General features: G+C 69.6%; 13 protein-coding genes. 11 read left to right on the top strand and 2 right to left on the bottom strand.

Annotated elements, in window-relative coordinates; translation table 11 throughout:
• The first annotated feature begins 1237 nt into the window (after positions 1–1237).
• The 6 genes from G3I65_RS15335 (at position 1238) to G3I65_RS15310 (ending at position 7199) form a co-directional block, all read left to right on the top strand.
• A complete protein-coding gene (locus G3I65_RS15335) occupies positions 1238–2233 on the top strand; it encodes a ParB/RepB/Spo0J family partition protein (RefSeq protein WP_309235475.1) in 996 nt (331 codons plus the stop codon).
• Between the two features lie 189 nt (positions 2234–2422).
• Complete coding sequence (gene glyA / locus G3I65_RS15330; RefSeq protein WP_160696713.1) at positions 2423–3682, top strand: serine hydroxymethyltransferase; 1260 nt, start codon at positions 2423–2425, stop codon at positions 3680–3682.
• 238 nt (positions 3683–3920) lie between these two features.
• On the top strand, positions 3921–4178 hold the full coding sequence (locus G3I65_RS15325) for an acyl carrier protein (RefSeq protein ID WP_160696712.1): 258 nt from the start codon (positions 3921–3923) through the stop codon (positions 4176–4178).
• 13 nt (positions 4179–4191) lie between these two features.
• Complete coding sequence (locus G3I65_RS15320) at positions 4192–5097, top strand: phytanoyl-CoA dioxygenase family protein (protein WP_160696711.1); 906 nt, start codon at positions 4192–4194, stop codon at positions 5095–5097.
• Between the two features lie 40 nt (positions 5098–5137).
• Complete coding sequence (locus tag G3I65_RS15315; RefSeq protein ID WP_160696710.1) at positions 5138–6022, top strand: amidohydrolase family protein; 885 nt, start codon at positions 5138–5140, stop codon at positions 6020–6022.
• Entirely contained in the window at positions 6015–7199 is a 1185-nt protein-coding gene (locus G3I65_RS15310; protein ID WP_166640134.1) for an acyl-CoA dehydrogenase family protein, read from the top strand. Before G3I65_RS15315 ends, G3I65_RS15310 begins: the two co-directional genes overlap by 8 nt.
• A 7-nt stretch (positions 7200–7206) precedes the next feature.
• Here G3I65_RS15310 and G3I65_RS15305 read toward each other — a convergent pair whose 3' ends face one another.
• On the bottom strand, positions 7207–8121 hold the full coding sequence (locus G3I65_RS15305) for a hypothetical protein (protein WP_160696709.1): 915 nt from the start codon (positions 8119–8121) through the stop codon (positions 7207–7209).
• A gap of 80 nt (positions 8122–8201) precedes the next feature.
• Between G3I65_RS15305 and G3I65_RS15300 the strand changes: the two genes are divergently transcribed.
• The gene (locus tag G3I65_RS15300) at positions 8202–9455 is read left to right on the top strand and encodes a benzoate/H(+) symporter BenE family transporter (RefSeq protein WP_160696708.1); all 1254 of its coding nucleotides are present in this window, start codon (positions 8202–8204) and stop codon (positions 9453–9455) included.
• A 10-nt stretch (positions 9456–9465) separates the two neighbouring features.
• On the opposite strand, the gene G3I65_RS15295 is transcribed toward G3I65_RS15300, so the two are convergent.
• On the bottom strand, positions 9466–10458 hold the full coding sequence (locus G3I65_RS15295) for a threonine/serine dehydratase (protein WP_160696707.1): 993 nt from the start codon (positions 10456–10458) through the stop codon (positions 9466–9468).
• Between G3I65_RS15295 and G3I65_RS15290 the strand changes: the two genes are divergently transcribed.
• The 4 genes from G3I65_RS15290 to G3I65_RS15275 form a co-directional block, all read left to right on the top strand.
• Positions 10457–12226: a carbamoyltransferase N-terminal domain-containing protein gene (locus G3I65_RS15290; protein ID WP_309235473.1), complete on the top strand. Its 1770-nt coding sequence runs from the start codon at positions 10457–10459 to the stop codon at positions 12224–12226. The genes G3I65_RS15295 and G3I65_RS15290 overlap by 2 nt on opposite strands.
• Positions 12227–12256: 30 nt before the next feature.
• A complete protein-coding gene (locus G3I65_RS15285; protein ID WP_160696705.1) occupies positions 12257–14071 on the top strand; it encodes a non-ribosomal peptide synthetase in 1815 nt (604 codons plus the stop codon).
• A gap of 4 nt (positions 14072–14075) precedes the next feature.
• Positions 14076–15005: a chlorinating enzyme gene (locus tag G3I65_RS15280; RefSeq protein ID WP_160696704.1), complete on the top strand. Its 930-nt coding sequence runs from the start codon at positions 14076–14078 to the stop codon at positions 15003–15005.
• Positions 15006–15007: 2 nt separating this feature from the next.
• A partial coding sequence (locus G3I65_RS15275) for a hypothetical protein (protein WP_160696703.1) occupies positions 15008–15231 on the top strand: 224 nt, incomplete at its 3' end.

Here is a 15231-nt window from a genome sequence, read left to right as displayed (position 1 = left end):
AGAAGCCGCGCAAACCGCCGCTGACGACAACGAAACCGTCCCCGACGCCGGTTGACCCCAGGGCCGTTTCAAGATGGTCACGTGAATCCGAGTGGTTCGAAGGGCCGACGCGGGCAGCGGCCGGCTCATCAGCTGCCGGTCCGCCGCCAGATCGGCGAGCCCGCCGAGCTGGCCTGCTACATCGGCCACTCCAGCTACCCGGTCCCCGCTGGGCACGAGAGGAAACGTTCCAGTTCGCCAGGAGCGAGACTATGTTGGCCTACCGGCCGCCCGCACATGCGCGGACGTTGCCGGCGCGCTCGTCGTCGCCGTTGAAGCTGACCGTGATGTTGATCGCGAGCATGCCGTGCCCCGGGGGTGGGCGAGTGATGCCTGGTCTGGGCTGGTGCGACAACCGTAGTCGGGGACCGTTCTCGCGTTATCGCTGGTAGTGGCTGTGGCGGGCGCGGCAGTGGAGGCGCGGACAGGCCAACACTGTCCGCAAGGTCGGCGGCGTCATCGTCTCGGCCCTGCGCACCCGACGGCCGCAGCGCGTCGAGGGTGGCCAAGGCTGGTCGCTCGACGTCGAGCCGGGGGTCGTAGCGTCCCGTTCGGGGTCAGGGTTCCGCGGTCGTCGTGACCGTCGTGCACGCCGGCGTCGCCCGACTCACCGTCGCTGACGGGCTCGACGGGGCCTCAGTTGACCCTGCGACCGCAGGAGCCGGCGGGCAGTGCGCCGCTAGACAGCGACCCGGGGCGATGCCGGCTACGCGACCAACCACCGGACCTTGCCCAAATTCGGCCGCAAGGCATCCGTCAAGTGTCCATAGTGGAATGATCTCGGGCAGTCGGCCTCAGTCGTCATCGAAGCTTGTCGGGGTCACTTTCCGTGCTCCGCCGGTCGGCAGCTGCTCGATCTGTGAATCCACGCGGAGCTGCGGCAAGCCGTATCGTCAAGATCGACATCGGAACGCGGTTGAACGGAGACCTCTGACCGGGGCAGACGCGGCCACGAGGAACCTCGCCGGCCGGAGCGGCTGGGACGTCTCTCGAAGATCACGATGTCAGTTACGCTTTTCGGGTTCTAGGCGCGTAGGCGAGTCGACAGGGGTTGCGCCGTCTATCTAGACTGCTGGTTGCCGACGGAGTCGATCAACTGTCCGGCTGAGTGGTTCCGCCGCGACGGCCGGCGAGGGGGACACAATCTTGTACCTAGGGGGACGTCTTGCTGCACGCTCTCGACGGGGGAACCGATTCTGTGACCGGCGCCGAGGCGGCTGACACCGCAGAGCCAGCTCCGGCGGGGAATCGGCATGAAAAGATGCTGCGGCTGCCCATCGGCGCCCTGCTTCCGGCGGATTCGCCCCGGCTGCAAGGGGAAGACCACGAGCACGTCCGCGCGCTGGCCGAAGTGGACGAGGAACTGCTGCCGCCGGTGGTCGTGCACCGCCCGACGATGCGGGTGATCGACGGCATGCATCGGCTGCGGGCCATGGAATTGCGCGGCCGCGGTACCGTGCGGGTGTGCTTCGCCGCCGACGACGAAGACCCCTTCGTCCTGGCGGTGCAGCACAACATCCAGAGCGGGCTGCCGCTGTCGCTGGCCGACCGGACCGCGGCCGCGGCGCGGATCCTGGGGCTGCGCCCGCACTGGTCCGATCGCCGGATCGCCTCGGTCACCGGGCTTTCCGGGAGCACGGTCGGCGCGATCCGGGCACGTTCGACTGGGGATTCCGCACAGTCGAACACGCGCCTGGGCCGTGACGGACGCCGGCGTCCTGTCGGGCACGGTGCCGAAGGCCGCATACGGGCGGCCCGCCTCCTGCGAGAGAACCCTGACATGCCCGTGCGGCAGGTGGCGACGGCCGCCAAGATTTCACCGTCGACAGCGCTGGACGTGCGCGACCGGATGCGCGACGGTCGCGATCCCGTGCCCGCCAAGCTCCGCAACGGCCACCGCCAGCGGAAAAGGCCCGCGCCGGAGGTGCCGGCACCGCGGTCCGCCCCGGACTGGGAATCGGAGCTGAACCAGCTGCGCGTCGACCCGTCGCTGCGCTTCACCGACACCGGGCGTTTCCTGCTTCGGCTGTTCGACGCCCGGTTGCTCGGTCACGGCGAGCGAGCCCAGCTGGTCACGAGCGTTCCGGCGCATTGCCGGATGACGGTTGCCCGCCTCGCGCGCATCGTCGGCACGGCCTGGCACCAGCTCGCCGCCGACCTCGAACAACGCCATGGGAATCGGACCGAAACGTGACCGCGAAACCCCCGAAAGGGTGACATGCCGGGCCCGGTTCCCCCGGGTTCGGAGCCCGATGGGTGCTCGCTCGGGGGCATGAGCCGGCTGCGGTAGGCTTTCCGCGCAGTTTTGGTCCTGCCCCGGTGCCGGCGTTCGGCAACTCGTTTCGAGCGCGTTCTCCGGGCCTCCTGAAACAGAGAGCGAGCGATGCGAGACCGATTACAGGAGTACGACCCGGAGATCTTCGACGCCATTCTCGGTGAGGAGCGGCGGCAGCAGGCCGAGCTCGAACTGATCCCGTCCGAGAACTACACGTACCCCGAAGTGCTGGCCGCACTGGGTACCGTGTTCACGAACAAGTACTCCGAAGGGTATCCGGGAAACCGCTACTACGGGGGACAGACCTACACCGACGCCATCGAACGGCTGGCCACCGCCCGCGCTCGCGACCTGTTCGGCGCGGAGCACGCCAACGTGCAGGCGCTGTCCGGCGCCGCCATGAACCAGGTCGTGTACTACGGCCTGCTGGAGCCGGGTGACTCCATCCTCGCGATGGACCTGAGCCACGGCGGCCACCTGACGCACGGCTCACCCGTGTCGCACATGGCGCGGGTGTTCGACTTCCACCGGTACAAGGCCGACGCGAAGGGGCGCATCGACTTCGACGAGGTCCAGCGCATCGCCGAGGAGGTCCGCCCGAAGATGGTGCTGTGCGGGCACTCCTCGTATCCGCGCGACATGGATTACGCCGGCTTCAAGCGCGTCGCCGACTCGGTCGGGGCGCTGACGATGGCCGACGTGTCGCACATCGGCGGGCTGATCGCCGGCAACGCGGTGCCGAACCCGCTCGAGCACGGGTTCGACGTGGTCACCACGACCACCCACAAGAGCCTGCGCGGCCCGCGCGGTGGCCTGGTGCTGTGCAAGGCCGAGTTCGCCAAGCGGATCGACAAGAGCGTGTTCCCGGGCCTGCAGGGCGGTCCGCACATGCACACGATCGCCGCGATCGCGGTCGCGCTGAAGAAGGCGGCCGAGCCCGAGTTCCGCGAGTACGCCGCGCGCACGCTGTCCAACGCGCAGACGCTGGCCGGGCGGCTGATCGAGCACGGGGTCGAGCTGGTCACCGGCGGCACCGACAACCACCTGATCGTGGTGAACACGATCGCCTCGTTCGAATTGCAGGGACGCGAAGCCCAGCAGCTGCTCGAGCGGGCCGGCCTGGCCACCAACAAGCAGCTGATCCCGGACGACCCGCTCCCCGCGCAGCGGACCAGCGGCGTCCGGCTGGGCACGCCCGCGCCGACGACGCGCGGCATGGGTGACGCGGAGATGGTGACGGTCGCCGATGCGTTCGTCCGCGCCCTGCGCGCCAAGGACGACGAAGCGGCCGACGCCGTCCGCGCCGAGGTCCAGCAGCTGTGCGCCCGCTTCCCGGCGCCGGGCCCCCTGCTGCCAGCGTCGGCCTAAGCGGCACAGCACCACGAAACAGCGTTCGCGAGGAGCCGGGAGAAATTCTCCCGGCTCCTGGCGCGTACGGGGTTCGGCCCGCTGGACCTTGAGCACCGGAGATCACCTGGGTAACATTAGCGATCGTCGGAACAGCTGGAAAATGACTGTCATTCATGACCAGCGATTTTTCTCTTATCGACCGCCCGAGCCGTTCGCGCTGCGAAACGCCCAGTGGGAAGTGCCGATGTCGACTCAGATGACGCTGTTTGACGAAGTGTGCCGAGTACTGGTCGCGATGCTCGGCGAGGACGGGGCGGCCGGCCGGGCCGAGTTGTCCCCGTCCACGCCGCTGCAGTCGCTGGGCATGGACTCGATGAAGTACATCAACCTGCTGCTGAGCCTGGAAGACATCATCGGCCGGGACCTCGACGAGGTCGCCGAGCACATCGACCTCGCCCGGCTCGTCACGGTCGGCGATCTGGTCACGCTGGTGGAGCGGTTGCGGGCGCTGTGACGGGAGCTGGGTCATGACAAGCGACGACGAATTCGACGTGCGGGTCCTGCCCACGGCGGAGGACATCGCCTACTACCGCGAGAACGGCTACTTCGTCTCCAAGAAAATCCTCGGCGACGACCTGATCGCGCAAGCCCTGGAGGGCAGCGAGCGGCTGTACCGCGGCGAGTACGACGAGCGTTTTCCGTGGAGTGGCAACCGGAACGTGGATCCCAACTTCGGGGTCCGGTTCACCGAGCGCAACCGCAGCCGTGCCGACGGCTACGCCTCCTTCCACAGCTTCGGGCTCCGGGCCCTGGCCCGGCAACCGGTCATCTCGGCGATCGCCGCCGCGCTGACCGGCGCTGCGGAAATCCGGTACTGGAAGGACCAGCTCATCTACAAGGCACCCGCGGGCAGTCCACGGGAGAACGAAGGCGTCACCGGGTTCCACCAGGACAAGCGCTACTGGCCGACCTGCCGGTCCGACCGCATGATCACGGCCTGGATCCCGCTGCACGACTGCTCGACGGAGAACGGGTGCCTGGTGGTGATCAAGGGCAGTCACCGGTGGCGCAACAACCACGCGCTGGTCACCTTCGGCGAGAAGAACCAGGACTTCATCAAGTCGAAGCTGATCAACAGCGAGGGTGAGAAGCTGGTCGAGGTGCCGCTGGCCCTCGAACGCGGCCAAGTCAGCTTCCACGATTGCTACACGATCCACGGCAGCTACCCCAACGTGTCCGGCGCGCCGCGGCGGGCGCTGTCGGTGCACCTGCAGGACGGGGAAAACCGCTATCGCGACCTGAGCTTCCTGAACAAGGCGAAGCCGGTCTACCAGCACTCCCACGACCTCATCTGCCGCCGGGGGGAGAACGGCTTCCCGGACTACAGCGACCCCGAGATCTTCCCGACGCTCTACCGCCGCGCGACCGGGTGACCCGGCGGCCCGAGCTGATCCCCCGGACTCCGGAGAAGGCATGATCGACATCCACGTTCACCTGGCCGACGCGCGGTGCCTCTCACCGGGTTTCATCGCGGGCATCGCGGAGTCGATCCTCGAGGACGGCCAGGCCGGCGGCAGCCGCGTCAAGCGCGTGCTGCCCCTCTACCTGCAGGACCGGGACGGCAGCCGGCTCCTGTCCCAGATGGCCGCGCACGGGATCGCCAAGTCGATCCTGCTCATCGCCGACTTCGGGGCGGCGCTCGGCGAGCCGGCGCTCACCATCGAGGAGGTGCACGAGCACCACGCCGCCGTGGTCCGGGCGTCCCGCGGGAAGTTGGCGTTCTTCGCCGGCTTCGACCCCTCCCGCGGGCCGTCGGCGCTCGAACTCGTCGAGCACTGGACGGCCCGGCCCGAGTGCGAGGGCGTCAAGCTGTACCCGCCCTGCGGCTTCGAGCTGGACGACGAGCGGCTGCTGCCGCTCTGGCGGCACTGCAACGACAACGGCATCCCGGTCCTGACCCACTCGGGTCCGTCCCTGCCCCGGCTGGCCCCCGCGCGGCGGTACCCGCACAGCCTCGAGACGGTGGTCCGCCGGTTCCCGGACATCCGCATCGCGCTGGGCCACGGCATGGTCTGGGACCTCGAGGGGACCGTGCGGCTGCTCCAGCAGTACCCCGGCAACCTGTACGCCGACATCTCCTCGTTCCACCAGCTGTCCGAGGACGAGCTGGAGCTGATGCTGGAGGCCTGCGCCAAGGTGCCGGGCCAGGTGCTCTTCGGGTCCGACGCGCCGCTCTTCGACTTCTCGGGCAACTTGCGGGACGCGATCGACCGGATGCGCCGCCACCTGGCCCCGGCCCTGCAGGCGGGGTTGTTCGACCTGAACGCGCGCCGGTTCCTGAGCAGCACCGATGCCTGACCACCCGGGGCCGGAGGACGACGGTGTGAGCGTGGATTCGATCTATTTCTCCCGCGAGGCGACGGCGTTCCGCAAGCGGACGCGGCAGTTCCTGCACCGGCACGTCGTCCCGCGGCTCGACGAATGGGAACGCGACCGGCGGATCCCCCGCGAGACGTGGAAGCTGCTCGCCGGGGAGGGGCTGCTGGGGTTGCACCACCCCAGCGCCTATGGGGGCGGCGAACGGCCGTTCTTCCACTCGGTGGCCTACCTGGAGGAGCTCGGCCGGCTCGGCCACGGCGGCTTCCGCGGCGCGATGTCCGTTCACAGCTACATGGCGACGGCGTACCTGCAGCTGGCCGGCGACCACGGGCAGAAGCTGCGGTACCTCAAACCGGCCGTCGAAGGGGACATGATCGCGGCGCTGGCGATCACCGAACCGCAGGCCGGCTCCGACGTGTCGGGCATCGGCTGCCAGGCGCGGGCGACCGGCGACGGGTACACCGTCCGCGGGACCAAGGCGTTCGTCACGAACGGGATGAACGCGGACTTCCTGGTCACCGCGGTCCGGACGGCCGGCGGCCCGGCCACCGGCTCCGCCGGCATTTCGCTGCTCGTGGTCGACGCGCGGGCGCCGGGAGTGACGCGGACCCCGGTGGACACGCTCGGGTGGCACTGCTCCGACATCGCCACCGTCCGGTTCGACGACGTCCTGGTCCCCGGCCGCAACCGGCTGGGCCGCGAAAACACCGGGTTCGTGTGGATCATGAAGGCCTTCCAGCTGGAGCGGCTCGCGGCAGCCGTCCTGGCCATCGGCGAGGCCGACTGCGCGCTGGAGCTGGCCCGGCGGTACACGGGTGAGCGCCGGGTCTTCGGCCAGGTGCTGGCGAGCCACCAGGTGGTGCGGCACCGCCTGGCCGAGCTGGTGAGCCATGTGGAGGCGGCGCGCCAGCTCACCTACCACGCGGCCTGGCTGCACGACCGGGGGAAGCTGGCGATGTCCGAGTGCGCGATGGCCAAGCTGCGGGCCACCGAACTCGCCGTGGACGTGACGAGCCAGTGCCTTCAGCTCTTCGGCGGACGCGGGTACCTGGCCGAAGCCCCGATCGCCCGCCTGTTCCGGGACACCCGGCTGGACACCATCGCGGGCGGGGCCAGTGAGATCATGCGGGAGATCATCGCCGACACCGACCTGTGACCGGCCGTCAGCACTTCTGCAGGACGAAGCAGCCCCACCGGAAGTAACCCACCATCAGGCAGGTGAAGGCCGCGCCGGACGTCACCGGGTTCGCAGCCGCGTAGTCGGTGAGGTTGATCAGCACGTCGCACGAGAACACGTGCCCCAGCCGCGGCAGGTTGTCGAGGTAGAACGCCTCCTTGCCGACGCCCAGCTCCCGCATGATGCCGCGCTGGATCAGGGTGTTGTAATTGCCGCAGAACACCTTTTCCATCTTTTCCCGGGGGAGCTCCGGCGGAATGGCCCGCCACAGCCGGCCGAGGTTCTTCACCGAGTTGTCCACGAACTGGAGCACGCCGAACGTACGGGTGAGGTGGGACAGGTCGCTGCTGGTCGCCAGGTGTTTCAGCGCGTAGTCGCCCGCGGTGCGCGACAGGACGAACGACAAGGCCCCGTCGCTGAGGATGGATTCGGCGGAGTCCATGAACCGGTCGCGGTCCCGGGCGCACTTGTCGCCGACGATGATCAGCACGTTCGAACAGGCGCCGCCGCGAAGCAGGCTCGATCCCAGTTCGAGCGCGGCGGACAGGTTGGCGCACTTGGAGAAGGTGACGCCGTAGAACTTCGCGTCGGCCAGGCCGTGGTCGCCGAGGATCTGCGCGACCTCGGGGTAGTCCAGGTCCAGCGCGTGGATGGAGTTCACGGTCGGGGCGAACAGCACCGCGCCGACATCGGCCGGTGCGACGCCGCTCGTGCGCATGGTCTCCCCGGCCGCGCGGCTGCACAGCTCCGGCAGGCTCAGCGGGCTCTTCCGGTAGTGGTGCAGGCCGAGCTTGGTGAAGACCTGCACCTGTTCCGGGTCGCCGCCTTCGATCTGGGCGAGCGGCACGGGGTCCCCGACCGCGTAGGCGATACCGCACAGGTAGAGCGATTCTGCGAGCATTCTCGACGTCCCTGGGATTGAGGCGGAAACCGCGGGCGGCGAATTCGGCCGCGGCGCGAGTTCGGTACAGTGCAAGGCTTATGAAGTCGCTGTTCCCCGTGATCCGGCAGGTGGCGCCCCCCTCGGCCGTCGTGGCCGGCCTGATTTCCGTGCTGGTCGGCACCGCCAGTTCGGCGGCGATCGTCTTCGCCGCCGCGAAGGCCGCTGGTGCGTCTTCCGGTGAGCTGGCCTCGTGGATGCTCGCGCTGGGCGTCGGCATGGGCGCGACGTGCATCGGGCTGTCCCTACGGTATCGCACCCCGGTGGTCACGGCGTGGTCCACGCCCGGTGCCGCGGTCCTGGCCACCAGCTTGCTCGGCGCCACCATGGCGCAGGCGATCGGCGCGTTCCTGGTGTCCGCGGCGCTGATCACCCTGAGCGGCGTCACCGGCTGGTTCGCGCGGGTGATGGACCGCATCCCGGTGGCCATCGCGGCGGCGCTGCTCGCCGGGGTCCTCGCCGAGTTCGGCACCGGCCTGTTCACCGCGATGCACACGAGTTTCGGCGTGGTCTTCCCGATGTTCGTGGTGTACCTGCTGTGCCGCCGGTGGTGGGCGCGGTACGCGGTTCTCGCCGCTTTGGTCACGGGGGTCGTCGCGGCGGTGTTGTCCGGTTCGATCCGGCTGGACACCGTGGACCTGGCCGTCGCCACCCCGGTGTTCACCGTGCCGCAGTTCTCCTGGCCGGTCATCGTCGGCGCCGGCTTGCCGCTGTTCGTGGTGACGATGGCGTCGCAGAACCTCGCCGGCGTCGCGGTGCTGCGCAACGACGGCTATCAGGTGCCGGTGTCCCCGCTGATCGGCTGGACCGGTGCGGCGAACCTGGTGCTCGCGCCGTTCGGGTGTTTCGGACTCAACCTGGCGGCTATCACGGCGGCGATCTGCACTGGCCGTCAGGCGCACGAAGACCCCGCCCGCCGCTTCCTGGCCGGGGTGTGGGCCGGGGTGTTCTTCCTGAGCCTGGGCGTGCTCGGCGGCACCGTCGGCTCCCTGCTGACCGCACTGCCGATGCCCCTGATCGCGGGGATCGGGGGCCTGGGACTGCTGAACACCATCATCAGCTCCTTGACCTCGGCGCTGGCCGACGAGCGGTGGCGTGAGGCGGCGGTGGTCACGTTCCTGGCGACCGCGTCCGGGGTGACGCTCCTGGGCATCGGCTCGGCCTTCTGGGGCTTGCTCGCCGGTGTCGTCACGGGGGTGGTGACGCGGAGCAGGCGGAAGGCGCGTCAGGTCGAGCAGTCCGCCGGCGCCGCGGCCGATGACGATCCCGTGAGCTCGGCCGGCACACGGGGCTGACCGGCCGCCTTCAGCCGTCCACGGGTGCGGCGGTGGTGGGGACGGTGCCGACCCAGCGGTGGTAGGCGTCCATGTCGACGTTGCTGCCGCACAGAATGGTCGCCACGTGGCGACCGGCGAAGCGGTCTCGGTCCTCGAGGATGGCCGCGATGCCCAGCGCCGCCGACGGTTCGACGACCAGGCCGGCGTGGTCGAGCAGCAGCCGCATGCCTTCGGTGATCGAGTGTTCCGACACCAGGACGGCGTCGTCGGCGACGACGAGGAGGTCCGCGAGGGCGTCCGGGTTCGGGACCCGGCCCGCCACCCCGTCGGCGATCGTGTTCGCGGATTCCGTGGTGATCGGGCGCTTCTCGTGCCAGGAAAGGGTCATCGCCGGCGCGCCCTGCGGCTGGACGCAGATCACCTCGACTTCCGGAGCCAGTTCCTTGACCGCGTAGCCGACCCCGCCGGCCAGCGCCCCGGTGCCCAGCGCGACCAGGACCGCGTCGAACCGGGCGGCGCCGGAGACCAGCTCGACGCCGATCGTCGCCGCGCCTTCGCAGGTTTCGACGTCCACGCTGTCCTCGATCCGCCGGATTCCGCGCTCCCGCGAGATGACCGCGGCCGCTTCGCAGGCGACGTCGTAGTCGCCGTCGACCAGCACGAGTTCGGCGCCGAGCGCGCGGATGCGTTCCAGCTTGACGGCGGGGGCACGGCGGGACGCCACCACGGTGACGTCGAGCCCCCGGCTGCGCCCGGACCAGGCGAGGGCCTGGCCGAGGTTGCCCGCACTGGCGCACACCACGGCCCCGCGGCCCGTCGACGCGAGCCCGCTCGCGATGAGCTCGGTGCCGCGCGCCTTGAAGCTGCGCACCGGATTCGCCGTTTCGAGTTTGAGGCTCACGGTGCACCCGAGTTCGGCGCCCAAGCCGGCGCACGGGTAGCTCGGGGAGTCGAGGAAAAGCGGGTCGATCACTTGACGAGCCGCCCGCACGCGGGCCAGGTCGAGCCGGGTATTCACCATGACGGGACAGTGTAATTCAAGGACCTGCGCGCTCTTGAGCGGACGGGAGGTCGCCGGTAGCATCGGTTCCCGACCGCAGCATGGGGCGATGAAAATTGGGGCCATGCGTAATCGAAGAATGATTTCAGTCGGCATCAAGCTCAGTCATGACGGCGGCGTCTCGCTTTTCGAGGACAATCGGCTCGTCCGCTGCCACGAAATGGAGAAACTCGACAACAACCCTCGCTATTCGGAGTTCCGGCTCACCCGGGACGAGCTGTCCGGCCTGCTCGCGGGGGTCGGCTGCGAGTGGGGCGAGGTGGACGCGCTCGTCATCGACGGCTGGCACACCACGCCGTTCGCGGTGACGCTGGGCGGGGAGGTGGTGCCCTTCGAGGTCGCCGAGTACGGTCACCTCTACGACGTCCGCGCGAACCCGCTGGCGCGCAAAGCGGCATTCAGCTCGTACTTCGGCCGGGAGTACACGAGCTACCACCACATCGCCGGGCACATCTTCTCCTCCTATTGCAGCAGCCCGATGGCCCAACGGGGCGAGCCGTCGTACGTGCTCTCCTGGGATGGCATGTCCTTTCCCCAGCTGTTCCACTACGGCCGGGACGGCAAGCTCGAGTGCCTGGGTTACCTCTTCCCCATGAGCGGGTTCATCTACACCTACTTCGCCGTCAATTTCGAGCCGTACCGGGACTACCGCCCGAACGACCTCTCGCTGGCCGGGAAGTACATGGCCTACATCGCGAAAGGCCGCAGGCAGCCGTCGTTGCTGGCGGGCTTCCACGCGATCTTCGACCGGCTGGTCGCCGGGAACGGCCCGGTCACCACCCACGAGCAGATGCTCGAGTTCGAACGCGCGCTGCTGCTCAAGCTGGTCTTCCGCGCCAAGGCCAGTGGCTTCGACGACCAGGACGTCCTGACGACCTTCCACTGCTTCCTCGAAGAGGTGCTGGTCCGTACGCTGACGGCCCGGCTCGACGAGCTGGACAAGGGGGTGCGGAACCTGTGCTACGCGGGCGGCTGTGCCCTGAACATCAAGTGGAACAGCGCCATCCGGCGCTCCTGCGGCCTGGCGGAGCTGTGGATCCCGCCGTTCCCCAACGACGCCGGTAGCGCCATCGGCACGGTGTGCACCGAGCTGGTCGCCAAGCACGGGTACGACTCGATCACCTGGGACGTCTACAGTGGACCGTCTATTCGGGACACGGCGTGGGAGTCGCCGGACTGGTCCGCGCGTGACTGCACGCTGGCCGAGCTGGCGCGGCTCATCCACGAGTCGCAGCAGCCGGTGATCGTCCTCAACGGCCGGGCCGAGCTGGGCCCGCGCGCGCTGGGCAACCGCAGCATCATGGCCGCGCCGACGTCGCCGGAGATGAAGACCTTGCTCAACCGGATCAAACGGCGGGAGTCGTACCGGCCGGTCGCGCCGATCTGCGCCGAGGAGGACGCGCCGCGGTTCTTCGACCCGGGCACCCCGGATCCGTACATGCTCTACGACCACCGGGTCCGGCCGGACGCGGTCGGGCGGCTGCCCGCGGTGTGCCACCTCGACGGTACCGCCCGCCTGCAGACCGTCGGCGAGCGCGAGAATCCGCGGATCCACGAGCTGCTGCGGCACTACGAGCGTCTCAGCGGGGTGCCGGTGCTGTGCAACACCAGCGCGAACGACCTCGGTTCCGGGTTCTTCCCCGACGTGCGCAGCGTCGCCGAGTGGGGGCACGTGAACCACATCTGGAGTGACGGACGGCTCCACACGCGAACGACGGATGCCGAGTGATCAGTGATTCCCGGCGGTGAAGAGGAACGAATGGCAACCAGCCCGAACGCCGACCCCGGAGCCGGGGGCGGCTTGCACGAGGTCTTCCGCCGCCAGGCCGCGGCGACACCCTCGCGGATCGCCGTCGAGTACGGCGAGGAAAGCCTGACCTACCAGGAGCTCGACCGCCGGTCCGACCGGCTCGCGAGCCACCTGGCCGACGGCGGCAGCGGGCCCGGTGAGGTGATCGGCCTGTCCTTCCCGCGGGGGATCGACATGGTCGTCGCCGTGCTCGGCATCCTGAAGGCGGGGGCGGCTTACCTCCCGATCGACGCGGATCACCCGGCGCGTCGCGTCGCTCACATCGTGGAGCACAGCGGGGTGCGGCGCATCGTGGCCGATCCCGGTCTGGCCGGCGCCTTCGACCGGCCGGGTTTGACGGTCACGGCGTACACCAGCGACGCCTTCGACAGCGAGGTCTCACCCGGCTGGGCCCCGGTGCCGGTGCCGCCCGGAGCGCCGGCCTACGTCATCTACACCTCGGGCACCACGGGTGCGCCGCACGGCGTCGTCGTCGGCCACGGGAACGTCGACCGCCTGTTCCGGGAAACCGAAGTCTGGTTCGGCTTCTCCGCGGACGACGTGTGGACTCTCTTCCACTCGATCGCCTTCGACTTCTCCGTCTGGGAACTCTGGGGTGCCCTGCGGTACGGCGGCAAGGTCGTCGTGGTGCCCGCCGCGACCGCCCGGACGCCCGAGCGCTTCTTCGACCTGGTCGCGGACAAGGGCGTCACGGTGCTGAGCCAGACACCGACAGCCTTCCGCGCCTTCGACGCGGTGGACGCCCGCCGCGGCGCGGACCTGGCGCTCCGGCACGTCGTCCTGGGTGGCGAGGCACTGGACAAGGAGTCCGCCGCGGCCTGGCTGGCGCGCCGCGGCGACACCCGCCCGCGGCTGGTGAACATGTACGGGATCACCGAGACGACCGTGCACGTGACCTACCGGCCGCTGACCGCGGAGCTGCTCGCGGCGTCGGAACACTCGCCGATCGGCGTGCCGATCCCGGACCTGACCGTGCACTTGCGCGACGAGAGCGGCCGGCCGGTTCCCCACGGCGAGGTCGGGGAGATCCACGTGAGCGGACCGGGGGTAGCGGCGGGCTACCTGCACGACGCGGAACTCACGGCGGCTCGGTTCACGCGCTCGGACTCCGGCGAGGTGACCTACCGCACCGGTGACCTCGGCGTCACCGCCGACGGCGTCGAGTACTTCTACGTCGGGCGCGCCGACACGCAGATCAAGCTGCACGGTTACCGGATCGACCCGCGGGAGGCCGAGACGATCGCGGACGCGGAGCCGGATCTGTCCGGCTCCGTCGTGCTGAAGGTGTCGCCGCCGAGCAGTGAGCCCCACCTCGTGCTGTTCTCGTTGTGCCGCAACGGGGCCACCCCCGAGCGGCGCCAACGGGTGCTGGCTCGGATCCGCGAGTCCTTGCCCGCCTACGCCTGCCCGGCGCAGTGCGTCCTGCTCGCCGAGCACCCGCGCAACCACCACGGCAAGGTCGACCACGACGCGCTGCGGGAGATCTACCTGGCGCAGCCGCGATCGCCGCGGCCGGACCTGGCCGACGGCCACGCCGAGACGGTGCGGGCCATCTGGGAGCAGGTGCTCGGGCGCCCCGTCACGTCGTCGCGCACGGACTTCTTCGAAGGCGGCGGCACGTCCCTGGACCTGATCCGGATCATGCAGGAAACGCAGAAACAGCTCTCCGTCGAGGTCGACCTGGGCGCCTTCGCCGACGGTCTGTCGCTCGACGTCTACGTCGACCACGTCGGCGCGCAGTGCGCGGCCAGGAACCGGAGTTGATGTCATGAGCAAGTTCAGCCTCACCCCCGCCGAGCTCGCCGGCTTTCGGAAGAACGGCTACGCCGGCCCGTTCACGCTGTACGAGCCGGAGGAGATGGCCGACCTCTGGCGCCGGGAGCGGCTGAAGCTGCTCGACCGCAGCCGCGCCGTCTACCCGGACGCCGAGGCGATCTCGCAGGGCACCAACATCTCCAACTACGACCGCCACCTCGACAACGCCTTCCTGGCCGAGCACATCGCGCGGCCGGAGATCGTGCACCGGGTGGCGAGCATCCTCGGCAACGACGTCATCTGCTGGCGGTCGGAGTTCTTCCCGAAGTACCCCGGCGACGAGGGCACCGACTGGCACCAGGCGGACACCTTCGCCAACGCCGGCGGCGAGCCGCAGATCGTCTGGGAGGAGGACCGCGAGTACGGCGGCACGATCACGGTGTGGACGGCCTTCACCGAGGCCAGCACCGAGACCGCCTGCCTGCAGTTCATCCCGGGCACGCACCGGCAGATGTTCTACGACGAGACGCTGGGCATGCACTACGACCCGGAGAAGAACCGCGACAAGACCAAGAACGGCGTGCGGCGGGGCTTCTTCGGCTACGACTACCGCCAGCTGCAGATCGACCCGGACTGGTCGCCGGACGAGAGCAAGGCCGTGTCGATGGAGATGCGGGCGGGGCAGTTCATCGTCTTCTGGTCGACCCTGATGCACGCCTCGCACGGCCACGCCGGCAAGACGCAGGAGATGCGCCTGGGCTTCGCCGGCCGGTACGTCCCGGCCTCGGTGCACGTCTACCCGGGACTGTCGGAGATCCACGAGTACGGCGGCCGCATCTCGCTGGAGAACTTCGGGTGCGTGCTGGTATCGGGAGAAGACCGGTTCGGCCGCAACCGGCTGCTGACCCGCACGACGACCGGCGTCCCGTTCGCCAAGAGCTGACCGTGACCGGCTTCGGGGCGTGGGCGGCGACGGCCGTCGAAGTGTTCGGCGAGATCAAGCCGCTGGCCGGCCGGTTGCCGCAGGACCGCTTCGAGGTGGCCGTGCCCGACGGCGATCCGCACGGGGACGCGGCCGGGCGGCTGCTGGGGAGCGTGGCCCGCGAGGTCGGCCTGCGGCAGGCGGTCGACGTCCGCCGCGGCGGGGAACAGGCGGCCAGCTCGTTCGC

Source organism: Amycolatopsis sp. SID8362 (assembly GCF_010550475.1).
Classification (GTDB): domain Bacteria; phylum Actinomycetota; class Actinomycetes; order Mycobacteriales; family Pseudonocardiaceae; genus Amycolatopsis; species Amycolatopsis eburnea.
This window is presented reverse-complemented; position numbering and strand designations above follow the sequence as displayed.

Coding starts and splice junctions, on each gene's coding strand:
- G3I65_RS15305 (WP_160696709.1), bottom strand. CDS start 8,121: ATGCTCGCAGAATCGCTCTACCTGTGCGGTATCGCCTACGCGGTCGGG.
- G3I65_RS15280 (WP_160696704.1), top strand. CDS start 14,076: ATGAGCAAGTTCAGCCTCACCCCCGCCGAGCTCGCCGGCTTTCGGAAG.
- G3I65_RS15295 (WP_160696707.1), bottom strand. CDS start 10,458: ATGGTGAATACCCGGCTCGACCTGGCCCGCGTGCGGGCGGCTCGTCAA.
- glyA (WP_160696713.1), top strand. CDS start 2,423: ATGCGAGACCGATTACAGGAGTACGACCCGGAGATCTTCGACGCCATT.
- G3I65_RS15285 (WP_160696705.1), top strand. CDS start 12,257: ATGGCAACCAGCCCGAACGCCGACCCCGGAGCCGGGGGCGGCTTGCAC.
- G3I65_RS15310 (WP_166640134.1), top strand. CDS start 6,015: ATGCCTGACCACCCGGGGCCGGAGGACGACGGTGTGAGCGTGGATTCG.
- G3I65_RS15315 (WP_160696710.1), top strand. CDS start 5,138: ATGATCGACATCCACGTTCACCTGGCCGACGCGCGGTGCCTCTCACCG.
- G3I65_RS15290 (WP_309235473.1), top strand. CDS start 10,457: ATGACGGGACAGTGTAATTCAAGGACCTGCGCGCTCTTGAGCGGACGG.
- G3I65_RS15320 (WP_160696711.1), top strand. CDS start 4,192: ATGACAAGCGACGACGAATTCGACGTGCGGGTCCTGCCCACGGCGGAG.
- G3I65_RS15300 (WP_160696708.1), top strand. CDS start 8,202: ATGAAGTCGCTGTTCCCCGTGATCCGGCAGGTGGCGCCCCCCTCGGCC.
- G3I65_RS15325 (WP_160696712.1), top strand. CDS start 3,921: ATGACGCTGTTTGACGAAGTGTGCCGAGTACTGGTCGCGATGCTCGGC.